We start from the raw sequence: 12,803 nt of genomic DNA, 5'->3' as shown, positions 1-12,803 counted from the left end.
TCGCAGGTAGTACCGCGTCCCTATCTCTTAAATCGCTCATGCTTCATAGCTGAACCAGACCAGAAGTATTCAGCAAGGCGTCAGTCGCCGGGAGCTTACGTTTGACCACGGCCGGCGCTACAAAGAACGCTGCGGCGATTTCCTCCTCGGACATGCCTTTTTCCAGCATGTCACGGAAGGCACGAAACTGATCCAGCGGGTGCAGGGCCACGCGCTGGACGTTTTCGGCCAGAGAATCATCCTCGGCGAGAATGGTCGATCCGGCCTCACGTACGACGCAGGGCACGGGCGCCGTCTTCGCCAGTTTCTTCTGCTTCACCAGCAGTTCGAGCGCCCGAAAGCGTCGTCCGCCAGCAGGCACTTCATAGGTACCGGTCTCGGTCCCTTCGCCGTCAAGAACGGGGCGGACGTTCAGGCTCTGCAGCAGACCGCGGCGCTCGATGTCGCGGGCCAGTTCCTCGATCGACAGGCCGGACTTCACACGCCGCACGTTGGACTGGGACAGCACCAGCCGGTTGAACGGGATGTCGCGAGAGGAACTCAACGTGATTTTGGGAATGGTGGTCGCCATGGCGCAAAACTCCATGACGGGCGGACAGGAGACTCTCTCCTACCCTCTCAACCCGTCATGAAAATCCGCGCAGCCTTCTGACTCTGACAACTACACCCAAGCCAGCACGCTCTCCCCTTTCCCGGCAGAAAAAATGTCGGCATTGGGGGGTAAGCAGTAAGTCCGCTTCACAGCGCGAAGACAACGTCTCCTGCCGTTCATTCAACTACGTGTGACGGCCGCTGCGCCTCCCATGGCAGTCGTTCAGCTCCTTGGGGGGCGAACTTGACCGGCCGATTCGGTGTGGTCTGGGTTAGCATAGGGGTAACCCGCTGATCAGGAATCGCTTTTTCTTCGGCACGAATATCGTTCTGCTGCATGTTGCCGCTCGTGAGGGCCGGTTAGTCAGGACAGCTTGACGATATGGGTGATCTGGAACAGTCACTCGACTTACTGAGCCCGTTCAAGCGCCCACCGCTTTTCCAAGTCCTGCCAGAACCTGTCGGAAGCTTGCCAGCCCAGCTTCAAGGTTCTCAATGATCTTCTCCGCCAACTCATCCGGTTCGGGCAGATTATCGAGGTCGGTGAGGCTCTTATCCTTCAGCCAGAAGACATCAAGGCTCGTCTTGTCGCGCGCCGTCAATTCGCCATAGGTGAATTTGCGCCAGCGACCTTCGGGCCTCTTGTCGGCGTCCCACGTTGCCTTGCGCTTATGGCGGTTCTGCGGGTTATAGCATTCGATGAACTCGGTCAAATGTTTGAAGCGAAGTGGTTTCTTCTTCAGCGTGTGATGGATATTGGTCCGGTAATCGTAGAACCAGACTTCTTTCGTCCACGGGTTTTTACTGGCCTCACGGTTATCGAAAAAGAGCACGTTCGCTTTCACTCCCGGACGATAGAAAATGCCCGTCGGCAGGCGCAAAATCGTGTGCAGATCGGTAGTCTTGAGCAGGTTCTGGCGCACGATCTCCCCAGCGCCGCCCTCGAACAGCACGTTGTCGGGCACGACAACGGCGGCGCGCCCCGTGGTTTTGAGCATCGTGCGGATGTGCTGAACGAAGTTAAGCTGCTTGTTCGAGGTCGTCGCCCAGAAATCCTGACGGTTATAGGTGAGGTCATCGTTCTCTTCCTCCCCCTCGTCGTTGGTGAAGCTCATGGAACTTTTCTTACCGAAGGGCGGATTGGCGAGCACGTAGTCAAAGCTCTGTGCACTGGGTGCGACTAGGGCGTCATTGGGCGAAATGAGCACATCACCGTCGATCTCACCGATATTGTGCAAAAACATGTTCATCAGGCACAGGCGGCGTGTATTGGCGACGATCTCGTTGCCGTAAAAGGTCTTGTGCTTGAGGAAAGTCTTTTGATCCCTATCCAGCTTGTAATTCGCGGGGTTGGTCAGAAAATCGTAGGAAGCGAGGAAAAAACCGCCCGTACCGCACGCCGGATCGGCAATGGATTTCCCAGGCTCGGGCCTCACGCATTCTACCATCGCCTTGATGAGCGCGCGGGGAGTGAAGTATTGCCCTGCGCCGGATTTGGTGTCCTCGGCGTTCTTCTCTAACAAGCCCTCATAGATATCGCCTTTGACATCGGCGCCCATACTCACCCATTGCACCTCGTCTATCATGTCGATGAGACGGTAGAGCTTTGCCGGGTCCTGGATCTTGTTCTGTGACTTGGTGAAAATCTGGCCGAGCACGTCCTTGCGCGCCCCTAATTCGCGCAACAGCGCAAGATAGTGGGCTTCCAGTTCCGCCCCGCGCTTGGCCTTCAGGCTCGGCCAAGTATATTTCGCGGGAATGCCGACATTGCGCTTATAGGGCGGTTTGGAATACTCATCCGCCATCTTGAGGAAGATGAGATAGGTGATCTGCTCCAGATAATCGCCATAGCCCACGCCATCATCACGCAACGTATTGCAGAAGCTCCAAACCTTGGAAATAATAGGAGCAGTACTCATGCGGCTTCCTTTCGACGGTTATTACGGCTGCGCGGTTTTTTCTTGTTACCCTTATCCTGTTCGGCGCGAATACGCTTCAGCAAGACGGAAGCCGGTTCGTCACGGTCGTCTTGCGGCACGAGTTGACCGGAGAAAGCACGTTTGAGGATGGCTTGGCGTAGGGCATCGGAGCGGCTTAGTTGGGATTCCACATCGACAAAAAGGTTGTCGCATAAGGAGAGTTTTCCTTGAAGAAGGCGGACAATCTCTTGCTGTTCTGCCAAAGAGCAGTACGGAAAAGGATAACTCTGTAGCTTTTCACCATTAATATTGGACTGGTTCACGCCATCCGTCTTGACAGAATTTCCATACGACCTAGCGCTATGTGAGTTAAGAAAGAAGTTCAGATAGTCGCCATCTACGATGGCTTCGTTGTGGTTTATTCTAATCAAGTATCCGGCATATATTGCAGAGCGCTCTCCGCGATAAATGGCCGTTTTCCCAACCAACTCCGGGCTATTTGTTCGGTTAAACAACACGTCGCCTGAGCAAAGCGAGTATTTTGCGATCTCCGCTACATCGTCTGTGAAAACAAGGTTATCCCAATCAATCACGCCATTTTGAATGTTACCCATCCGCACCACAGGCACACGACCAGACTTGGATGACTTAGCCGATGTACCGTATTCAACGCCGCATGTGAGCCAGCCCAGCTTTTCCCATACCCATTCAGACGGGATACCCGGTAATATTTCCAAAACCTCCGCTGTAAGCGGAGTAACCGGAGCGGGCTTTCGTGCTCGTCGCCTTTTTTCAAGTTCGAACGCTTGTGCAGAACGAGCACGGCTGAGGCTCTCCCGCAAAGCTTCAGCGTCTGGCAATTCAGTATGCTGTTTGCGCCAATGGGCGGTTAGCTTACCCTCAAATGCTGCCTTCAGGACGGACTGGCGATAGGCTTTCAGTTGCTCGCGAGCGGCAGTGAGGCTCTCGACGCCCTTGTCGAGTTCGGAGAATAGTTCCTCGATCTTGGCGACGATCTTCTGCTGCGTGCGAACACCCGGTAAGGGAACTTGAAATTTTGCAAGGTCGGCTCCCGACAGGTTTGGCTGAGCGGTTCCGTTGTCAAACTCCTGGATCGCGCGACGGGCTAGCGGACTGGATAGATAGTAGTAGATGTATTGTGCTGAAATCTGCGGATTAGGCCTCACGATAATCAGTGAAGATGCAATGCCTCCAACTGGAAGTTGGCTGTTGAACGCGACCTTTCCAAGGGAGCCGCGAATACAATATAGAATATCACTGAGGCCGAACTTACCAGATCTTAGAAGATCAAAAATTTCAGACGGAACGTAGCCAAGGCGTTCGGTAGAAATCTCTCCATTTTGTAGGTCTCCGGCATTTACAAATGGGATGCCATCCTTAGAAAGCATCTTGCGTCCGGGGTAGTTCTTCCCCCTGTCGCCGTTGATAAGCTCGCAGACTAAGCCAAGTGCAGCGTTGGCCCAATTATCGGGTAGTCCAAAATCAAATGAAGCGTTGGTCATACCGCTAGCGTCTCGTTCAATTCGTCGATCACGCCATCCATGCCAGAGCCGAAAAGCTGATACATTTTTCCAAGGCCACCATTGGCGTCGAAGGGCGACATGTCGAGGTCGTCGCGCTCGACATGGAACGACGTGGCGATGTGGTCGCGGATCATGCGCAGCCAGTCCATCTGCTCCTCGGTAAATTTCTCACCCGCGCCGCTGTGGCGCTTCAGAATCCAGTTCTGGAAGTTGCGTCGCACGGTGTCGGCGTAGGGCGCAAGTTTCGGGTCGATCCCGCAGACGCGCCGGATCAGCGCCACAAGCGCGGTCAGTTCGTTCACAGGATCGGAGCCTTTATATTCGTCGAGTAAAGCGTAGGCCCGCCAGACCCGCAGCGGCGCGAGTTTGGGTCGGTCGATCTTGAGGGAGTCCAGTACCGTCTTGATCATCGCATAAGTAATGTGCGAACGGCGCGCGGGCTGGCTATAGAAGATGGTCAGCGCCTCTATCGTATCGCGGTGTTCTTCCAGATAGTCGACGAATTCCTTCGCCATCGTCTCGGCGTTCTCCTTCGCATCGCCGTCCCAGCCCTGACCGATCACGGTATCGAGATTGTCGTGATCGATGGTCTGTTCCTTCTCACGACGAATGCCGTCGATCAGCGTGACGAGCGGCCCGGTGAAGACGTTGGCTGCTTCTCCGACAAGCTTGCTTCGCGCCTGTTCGCGCTGGGCATCTGTCGGCTCGCCCCCCGATGCCTTGGTGGCGGCTTCCTCAATGCGGTCTGGGTCGATGGCGTCGAACAGGCGACACACGATGTCATGTAGCGGGACGCCGCCCGCCGTTTCCTTGATGCGGGCCTTGTCCTTGTCGTCGAGTTGCTTGTCGAGCCGCGCCAGGCGGCCCGCCAGTGAGCTTACCGTATCCTCGTCATGCACGCCCATCATCACGCCGGTAGCAAGATCTTTCAGTGAAACATGAAGCTTGGTGATGATTGGCTCGCTGGCGGTCTTGCAGGATTTGGTGACGCCTATGGCATCGACGATGACATAATGCGTCTTGGCTGTCTTGGCTGACGGCGTGACCTTCTTAAGGCTGTCAGCATCGAGAGTGCGGGTGCCGCGCCCTTTCATCTGCTCGAAGTAGTTGCGGCTCTTCACGTCCCTCATAAAAAGCAGACATTCGAGCGGCTTCACATCCGTTCCCGTGGCGATCATATCCACGGTCACGGCGATGCGTGGATTGTAGTTGTTGCGGAACTGGGCGAGGACGGATTTCGGGTCTTCGGCCGCCTGGTAAGTGATCTTCTTGCAGAAGTCGTTGCCCTGCCCAAACTCCTCGCGGACGATATTGATGATATCGTCTGCGTGACTGTCAGTCTTGGCGAAGATCAGGGTTTTGGGAACTTCGTCGCGGCCAGGGAATATGTCGGGCAGGCTGTCTCGGAAGGTGCGGATCACCGTACGAATCTGGTCGGGGTTGACTACGTCGCGGTCGAGTCGGGTGGCGCTGTATCGCTCGTCTTCATCCTGGTGCTCCCAGCGTTTCTTACGTGTCAGACGTTCGCGCTTTTCGACCTGTTGCTGCGCCTTGATCTGCACGCCCTGGCGGGTAATCTGCGTGTCGATGAAATAAACCTCGTTGCCGACATTGACCCCATCGGCCACGGCACGTTCATGGCCATACTCGCTCACGACGTTTTTATGGAAGAAGCCGTAAGTGCGGTTATCAGGTGTGGCCGTAAGACCGATCAGATAGGCATCAAAATACTCCAGAACCTGCCGCCACAAATTATAAATGGAGCGGTGGCACTCGTCGATGACAATGAAGTCAAAGAACTCCGGCGGGATCTTTCGGTTGTAGACCACCGGCAACGGTGTCTTGCCGCGCACGAGACATTCGGCGGGATTGTTTTCCTCTGCGCTTTCCTCCAACGGTTCGTCCTTAAGGATGGAATACATTCGCTGGATGGTGCTGATACACACTTGAGTGCTGCTTGCGATGAACGATGAGCGCAGGCGCTGCACATTATAAAGCTCAGTGAACTTCCTGTTGTCGTCGTTCGGGAGGTAGGACATGAACTCCTGTTCGGCCTGTTCGCCAAGGTTTTTCGTGTCCACTAAAAATAAGATGCGCTTGGCATCCGCGAATTTGAGCAGGCGGTAAACGGAAGTGATGGCGGTAAAGGTCTTGCCCGATCCAGTCGCCATTTGCACAAGCGCGCGCGGGCGGTCTTCCCGGAATGATTTATCTAGATTCTGGATTGCCGTGATCTGGCAATCGCGCAAGCCTGCAGGATCGAGAGGCGGAATGTCATGCAACCGCGCGCGAAGGGATTTGGGCTTGGACAGCCATTCAGCCATCGTCTCGGGCCGGTGGAAGGTGAACACCTCGCGGGAGCGGGGTTTGGGGTCGCGCCCGTCCGTGAAGCGCGTAATGACGCCCGTGCTTTCATACACGAAGGGTAACGGCTCCTTGTTATTGACCCATTTAAGCTTGGCGGTCGCGTAGTCGGAAGACTGTTCCTCGACCGTGGTGATCTTGTGTCCCCATTCCTTGGGCTTGGCCTCGATCACTCCGACTGCGCGTTTATCGACGAACAGCACGTAGTCGGCGGGGCCGGTGTCGGTCTGGTATTCTCGCACGGCGATGCCCTGACCCGCAGACCAGTCGAGCTCTTTCATGGTCTGAACGTGCCAACCCGCCTCAACCAAGTGCTTGTCGATCTGGTCGCGCGCGATCTGTTCGGGGTTCTGATTCGCGGCTTGCATCAGTGCTCCATCGACACGTCAGGAAACAGGTTCGTGCTGTCATTGTCTGCAGGCAGCCAACCGGCATCCTTCGGAATCCAGCCTGTCATAATATCCGCGAATACCTTATTGGGCACGTCTCGACGCTTCCTTGAACCCATTTCCCTCTTTGTCCATACGCTGAGACTGTGCGGAAAGCCGTTTAAATTCTTCTGCCGCCATGACCACCACGACGCCGCGCCCATGCTTTTGGATCAGCACAAGTTCAGCGCGCGCAGTGTCGATCAGCAACCCAAAGCAGTTCTTGGCATCGCGCGCCGACATAGTTTTCATAGTCTGCCCCGCCGCAATTCGATAGTCCAATTAGGCCAAAGTAGCTCTTATTGGCAATGTTGACGTTAGCAACGTGGACATACCTCGCAACAGACCTTCGCGGCGCTATGCCTGAGTTTCGCGCTGCTCGTTCGCTATCGCAGAACTGCACGGTGAGGCTCGGCGAGCTGCAACATTATATCTTGTCGTGGGTCGAATTCACCCCCACATAGGCAGACGATCACGAATTTCAGTCGCCGCTAAGCGATGCGGGCTGGCGCGTCATCGTTTGCCGACCACCGCAGGTCGACGAATGATCCCGCAGGACTCTATCACCGCCTGTAGCACGTCGCGCATGCGCAAAGGCTTGTCCGTTTTATTTGATGCGCAATTCTAGTCAGCTTCTGGCCCAAACTCGGCGGTAGAGCTTTGAACCAATGATGTCCGCTATGCGGAAAGCGATCTGGACAATTGTATGTCCGAGAAGTCTGAACAGCCTCGGTCGTCCGCCCGACATCTGATGCCGAGCGGCACGATTTCCGTTACTTCGCGCTTTCCACCCCCAGCCTGCCATCCCGGACACCATACTGATTCTGGTTATCCGGGCCGATCAGCGATGTGGCATGACTTGCAAATGTCATCGGCAGGGACACCGGCGATTTCACAGGGCGGTAATTCCGCGCATCATTCACGTCCCCTGCCCCGGTATACCAGGCAATATACGGATAGGGATAGACCGGACGGCTGGCCGTCGCCGTGGCATTCGGCTGCGCATAAGGCTGGCTGGGCATGGGGGCCATGTGGATCTGCCCGCCCGCCGGGGGCCTGTCATGGCTGCCGGGCGGTGGTTCCATCGGTTCCCTGCCCTGCGCTGTCCGCTCGGTGCGGATGACGGCGGGTACGGTGTCGGTTTCAGTCCAGCCCATCAGCGGCGAAAGGAAATCGACCTGCGGAAAGCCCTCGCCATTGCCGCAATGGCCCACGCCGGGCAGCAGGTAGAATTTCAGGAAGCTTTCAGTCTCCTCCACGCCCATTTCACGCTGCACGCCCTGATAATAGGCGATGGTGTTCAGGGGCGAGATCGACTGGTCCGCCAGGCCATGCCACAGGATCAGACGGCCACCACGTTTGTGAAACGCATGAAGGTCCGTGTTCTCGGCATTATACAGCGGGGCCAGTTCGCTCATCCGGGCGAAGGAGGCATCATCGAAGCGGAAACGGCTCAGGTCAGCCGCCTTTTCATCCACCTGCGCCGCAATGACATAGGCAATGGCGGAAGCGGCAATGCCATTGCTCATGGATTCCCCATGCGCGGTCGCGGGCAGCGCCCATTGCAGTTCCGATCCCGGCAGGGGACCACCAATGATGTAGGGGTGACCGGATGCATCGGTTGCTCCGGCATAGAGACGCACAGCCACCTGCGTTTCCTCCGCCGTCAGACAGTGCGCGGTGTCGCTCTGGCCGACCGGACACCGCACCCATGCGGGATCGAAATGGCAGGTGCGGGGATCTTCGAGAATACCGTCCTTTACGCCCGAAAGCGTATCGCAATGGCGGATGACGGCATCATGCAGCACGCCCATGCGGCCTTGCAGCAGGATGCTGGTGCCATCGGCACGCTGGTTCCCGCGCACGTTCCACGCATGGTAGAAAGAGTTCTGCACGGTAAACAGGGCGGCCGGGGCACCGGCGGAAATGCCGTCAAAGTCATCAGGGAAGCGCTGGGCTTCCATCAGTGCTTCGCGCCCACCATCGGAACAGCCGACAAAATAGGAATATTTCGGGGTCTGTCCGTAGAAAGCCGCCATCAGGGCCTTGGCCGCCAGCGTGGTGACATGGTTCGCGCGATAGGCGAAGTCGATGCGCTTTTGCGTATCCTTACCAAACTCGCCCTGCGCCAGTCCCATCATGGAGCCGGTATGGCCCATGTCATCACCCGCCATGACGAATTCGCCATTCAGGGCGGGCGCGCAGGCCCCGGCGTTACTGACGCCCACACGCGTCATGCCGCACAGGCCACCACACCCACCCAGCAGGAAGCGCTGGGTCCAGTGCTCCATGGGCAGGTCGACCTCGAAGGAAATCGCAGGCGCGATCTGTCCCGTGACCTTGCAGAATTTCCCCTTCGGCGTCTGAAGCACGGCAGCCTTCCGGCCATGGACTGCAGCGCCGACGGCGGGCGCAAGATCGATATGGCCCAGCGCATCGCACGATATGGCGGGAGCGACCACCGGCAGCGAAGCCATATCCGCTGCCTGTGCAGGAGTGGCAGGCAGCAATCCTGCCCCTGCCCCCATGACCGCAAGGAGAACGGTCAGGATCAGAAGTATGTTTTTCATATCAGGCAAAATGTCCTGTTCGGCCTTCTTCGGTTCATGAACCAAACGTAGGTCATGTCTCGCTGAATGAATGTATAAATTTGTAAGGGAGGCGCCGTATCATGGTCCTGACACCCATGCCCCTTATCGTTCAGCGCGCGTCCCCGAAATCCTTGACCGACGCATCGGCCTGGCCCTTCACCCAGTAGCCGGATGCCTTGATCCACTGTGCCGGAATCCTGCGTTCATCGAGAAGATACTGGCGCACGACTTTCGCCACGCGGGCCTCGGCACCGACCCAGACAAAAGTACGGTCCGGAATTTCCAGATTTTTCAGGACAGCAAGAATGCCGGCAGCGTCATCCGCTTGCTCCATGGAGCGATGGACCCAATGGGCAGCATGGTGTGCGGCCGTGGTAAAGATCTGCTCGTCTTCCGCCCCCGGCACGGCAACCACGCTCGTAACGGACGTCCGGGCAGGAAGCGCCTCAACCCGTCGTCCGATCGCAGGCAACGCCGTTTCGTCGCCGATCAGAAGCCAGTGACCAATCGGGCCGGAAATGATCTGCGACCCGCGTGGACCACCGATCTCCAGTCGGTCACCCGGTTTGGCGGCCCGCGCCCAGGCCGCCGCCGGGCCACCATGGTGATTGACGAAATCCAGAAGCAGCGTACCGTTCTGCGGGTCGTAACGGCGTGGCGTGTAATCGCGACGGGTTGGTGCGCCATCCAGGCCGGGCACGAATATCTTGATATGATCATCCGGGGATGGGCTGGTGAACCCGGCCAGTTCGGGGCCACCCAGCGTGACACGGATCATGTGCGGGGTCAGGCGCTCAACAGTGCGGACTTCAAGACTACGCCTGACTAGGTCATGCCGCACACGGCGGATCTCGGGGGCATCATCGCGATTTGAAAAGGTCTGGAAAAGCTTCATCATTGTGTATCCCTGTCATGCCGACAGACCGGTGACTGTGGATACACAGACGCACAGGCTGCCAGCATGCTGCTGTCAGTTTCTGTGCGTTGTTTCACGTTAACGCATACGAAAGTACGGTCTGCAAAGACCGGACTAGCTGTCTCGATCAAAGCCTTCGAAAGCAGAGTCTGTCAACGGGTTTTTCAATATCCCCCTGCCCCGTTAAGTGCCGGGTGCCTGGTCGCAGCATTCTTGGATCGGGCAGCCACCACGCCCACGTCGGGTTACGCATGGACCAACCATATGGGCAATGGCGAGACGCGATGGACGTTCATCTCCATGGAAGTCAGGGCAATATTGCGCACTTTCACATGTTCTCCGGCGACGGTTTCAGGGCACGAACTGGAACTGAAGGCCATGGTCGATCATGTCGATCCGTCCCGCCGCCAGTGCAGGACGCCAACGATAGGTTCCAGCGACATGATCATCCTGCACAAGCGCATGGATATCTGCCCTGTTACGCAGACAGGTTATGATCTGACGTCTGTTTTCGGGAACATCGATCGCCAAGGTTCATGTCTTGAACCAAGCCGTATTCTGACGATCCGCCAATCATGCGACAGGGCATACGCATTGAGAACTGTCTCTTCACAGACTGACCTTATGCTGTACAGACATCCAGATCCTGTATAAACAGCTGCCCCTATCCTATTTTTATCCGTTTCTATCCCGTTTTTTCCTGCTATAGAAAATACACTTCCGCACAACGATACCTATTGGCTCTTATTATTAGCGCCAATAGGAAAGGTTAGATCAATGCACGCCAGAGCCATATCGTCTCCCCGGAAATCGATCCGTCGGCGCCAACTGCGTGAAATGGTGCCACTGGCCGACAGCACAATTTACGAAATGGAACAACGCGGTGAATTCCCGCGACGCTTCTGTCTTTCGCCACGCTGTGTCGTGTGGGACCAGGCCGAGGTGGAAGCATGGTTGGAAGAACGGCGTTCGAAACCAAGTATGCCAGCAAGAGGTCCCGACGTAAGGCAGAGGCGAGCGCGCCCGATCAAAGGGCAGGATCCGGCTCGAACAACGGCATAGATGGTGACACCAGGTTGGGCACGTATTTCTTACCTGCGATCCAGGCATCCACGGTGTTCGACCACTCCTGCATCATATGACGCCGTTGTAGCTCGTATTCTGCTTTATTATAGACGCCCCGCGAGGAACGCCCGTCTTCATGAGCAAGACATTTCTCAATCCAGTCGCTATTGAAGCCCAATTCATTCAGAAGCGTTGATCCCGTGCGACGAAGGTCGTGGACCGTAAAAGCTTCCAACGACAGCCCATCCTTTTTGGCCTGATCGACGACCGAATAGGTCACGCGATTGAATGTCGCACGGGACATCGGCGCGTCTGCATCATAGCGAGACGGTAGTAGGTAACGCGAATTTCCTGCACACGTTTTCAATGCGATCAATATGTCCAGCATCTGATGAGAGAGATACACATTATGTGCCTTTGAACGCTTCATGCGTTCTTTAGGAATTGTCCAGACGGCATTCTCGAAATCAACTTCATCCCAGACAGCGCCCTGCAATTCGCTTTTCCTGACCATGGACAGTAAAAAGAACCGCATTCCCAGGCGGATGGTCGGCAACGTCGGTACGTTTTCTATCACCCGGAACAACACCCGAATTTCAGCGGGAGAAAGTGCACGGTCCTTGGGAACGAAGGTCGCGATCGATGATGGTCCGACCTCGTCGGCAGGATTGGCAACCTTCTCTCCGTGCAAAATACCAAAGTTGTAGATCTGCTTTACAATATCTCGAACGTGTATCGCCGTCGCCGGCGCACCGCGATCGACTATCGCTGCACAATGCGTCCTGAGATCATTCGGCGTGATCTCGGTCAGAAGACGGTTGCTCCAGACAGGAAGCAGTTCCCGTTCGAAAATTGCGCGACGCATGGCCCGGGTGCTATCGGCCATTGCTGCAGCCTGCAGCCATTTCTCTCCCAGCTTGCCAAAGCTTCTGGCCTCCTTGAGGCGCCGCTTGTTGCGCTGCTTCTCGATCGCCGGAGAAATTCCTTCCGCAAGAGCGCGTCTCGCATCAATACACTTCTCCCGTGCACGCGCGAGCGATAGTCCCCCTGGACCGTATTTCCCGAAACACACGGTTTCGCGCCGTCCATTCAGACGGTAGTCCATTCGAAAGGACACCACGCCTTTTTCCGTAACGAGGACATACATCCCGTCACGGTCCGCGACCTTGTATTTTTTTCCTTTTGGTTTCAACGATCTAATTGCAGCATCCGTAAGCATTGCACCGCCTCCGACCCGAAAATACCGTCAAGGGATTCTGGCGGGCTGTTTCGGAGAAAAAGCATCTGTTTACAAAGACTTATTGTAAAAAAATACCGTCACAGGCCCATCTGCCCATGACGGTATTCACACAATTCCCGACTGGCAAGCCTGACGAGGTCCGTCA

The 12,803-nt window shown here is 56.3% G+C and carries 8 protein-coding genes and 1 pseudogene; 1 reads left to right on the top strand and 8 read right to left on the bottom strand.

Annotated elements, in window-relative coordinates; genetic code table 11:
* Window positions 1-91: 91 nt before the first annotated feature.
* The 7 genes and pseudogenes from CFR76_RS14670 to CFR76_RS14640 form a co-directional block, all read right to left on the bottom strand.
* Window positions 92-571 (bottom strand): annotated as a pseudogene (locus tag CFR76_RS14670) (ParB/RepB/Spo0J family partition protein); the annotation flags it as partial.
* A gap of 442 nt (window positions 572-1,013) precedes the next feature.
* Window positions 1,014-2,510, bottom strand: coding sequence for a type I restriction-modification system subunit M (locus CFR76_RS14665; protein WP_110557664.1), 1,497 nt, complete (start codon window positions 2,508-2,510; stop codon window positions 1,014-1,016).
* Window positions 2,507-4,033: a restriction endonuclease subunit S gene (locus CFR76_RS14660; protein WP_087636170.1), complete on the bottom strand. Its 1,527-nt coding sequence runs from the start codon at window positions 4,031-4,033 to the stop codon at window positions 2,507-2,509. Before CFR76_RS14660 ends, CFR76_RS14665 begins: the two co-directional genes overlap by 4 nt.
* Window positions 4,030-6,786, bottom strand: a complete 2,757-nt coding sequence (locus CFR76_RS14655; RefSeq protein ID WP_110557663.1) for a type I restriction endonuclease subunit R — start codon at window positions 6,784-6,786, stop codon at window positions 4,030-4,032. Before CFR76_RS14655 ends, CFR76_RS14660 begins: the two co-directional genes overlap by 4 nt.
* A gap of 105 nt (window positions 6,787-6,891) precedes the next feature.
* Window positions 6,892-7,098 carry a type II toxin-antitoxin system prevent-host-death family antitoxin gene (locus CFR76_RS14650; RefSeq protein WP_087636168.1) on the bottom strand — a complete coding sequence of 69 codons (207 nt, stop codon included), beginning with the start codon at window positions 7,096-7,098 and terminating at the stop codon, window positions 6,892-6,894.
* 521 nt (window positions 7,099-7,619) lie between these two features.
* Window positions 7,620-9,416: a tannase/feruloyl esterase family alpha/beta hydrolase gene (locus CFR76_RS14645; RefSeq protein WP_110557669.1), complete on the bottom strand. Its 1,797-nt coding sequence runs from the start codon at window positions 9,414-9,416 to the stop codon at window positions 7,620-7,622.
* A 130-nt stretch (window positions 9,417-9,546) separates the two neighbouring features.
* Window positions 9,547-10,332, bottom strand: coding sequence for a siderophore-interacting protein (locus CFR76_RS14640; protein ID WP_110557668.1), 786 nt, complete (start codon window positions 10,330-10,332; stop codon window positions 9,547-9,549).
* Between the two features lie 798 nt (window positions 10,333-11,130).
* Here CFR76_RS14640 and CFR76_RS14630 point away from each other — a divergent pair.
* Window positions 11,131-11,415 (top strand): helix-turn-helix transcriptional regulator, encoded by a 285-nt coding sequence (locus CFR76_RS14630; protein WP_110557662.1) that lies wholly within the window; start codon window positions 11,131-11,133, stop codon window positions 11,413-11,415.
* On the opposite strand, the gene CFR76_RS14625 is transcribed toward CFR76_RS14630, so the two are convergent.
* The gene (locus CFR76_RS14625; RefSeq protein ID WP_110557661.1) at window positions 11,381-12,637 is read right to left on the bottom strand and encodes a tyrosine-type recombinase/integrase; all 1,257 of its coding nucleotides are present in this window, start codon (window positions 12,635-12,637) and stop codon (window positions 11,381-11,383) included. The two genes, CFR76_RS14630 and CFR76_RS14625, sit on opposite strands and share 35 nt — an antisense overlap.
* Window positions 12,638-12,803: the final 166 nt, after the last annotated feature.

Source organism: Komagataeibacter swingsii, from assembly GCF_003207895.1.
Taxonomy (GTDB): domain Bacteria; phylum Pseudomonadota; class Alphaproteobacteria; order Acetobacterales; family Acetobacteraceae; genus Komagataeibacter; species Komagataeibacter swingsii.
The sequence above is the reverse complement of the archived record's forward strand: the minus strand, read 5'-3'. Positions and strand labels throughout refer to the sequence as shown.

Coding starts and splice junctions, on each gene's coding strand:
- CFR76_RS14665 (WP_110557664.1), bottom strand. CDS start 2,510: ATGAGTACTGCTCCTATTATTTCCAAGGTTTGGAGCTTCTGCAATACG.
- CFR76_RS14660 (WP_087636170.1), bottom strand. CDS start 4,033: ATGACCAACGCTTCATTTGATTTTGGACTACCCGATAATTGGGCCAAC.
- CFR76_RS14655 (WP_110557663.1), bottom strand. CDS start 6,786: ATGCAAGCCGCGAATCAGAACCCCGAACAGATCGCGCGCGACCAGATC.
- CFR76_RS14650 (WP_087636168.1), bottom strand. CDS start 7,098: ATGAAAACTATGTCGGCGCGCGATGCCAAGAACTGCTTTGGGTTGCTG.
- CFR76_RS14645 (WP_110557669.1), bottom strand. CDS start 9,416: ATGAAAAACATACTTCTGATCCTGACCGTTCTCCTTGCGGTCATGGGG.
- CFR76_RS14640 (WP_110557668.1), bottom strand. CDS start 10,332: ATGAAGCTTTTCCAGACCTTTTCAAATCGCGATGATGCCCCCGAGATC.
- CFR76_RS14630 (WP_110557662.1), top strand. CDS start 11,131: ATGCACGCCAGAGCCATATCGTCTCCCCGGAAATCGATCCGTCGGCGC.
- CFR76_RS14625 (WP_110557661.1), bottom strand. CDS start 12,637: ATGCTTACGGATGCTGCAATTAGATCGTTGAAACCAAAAGGAAAAAAA.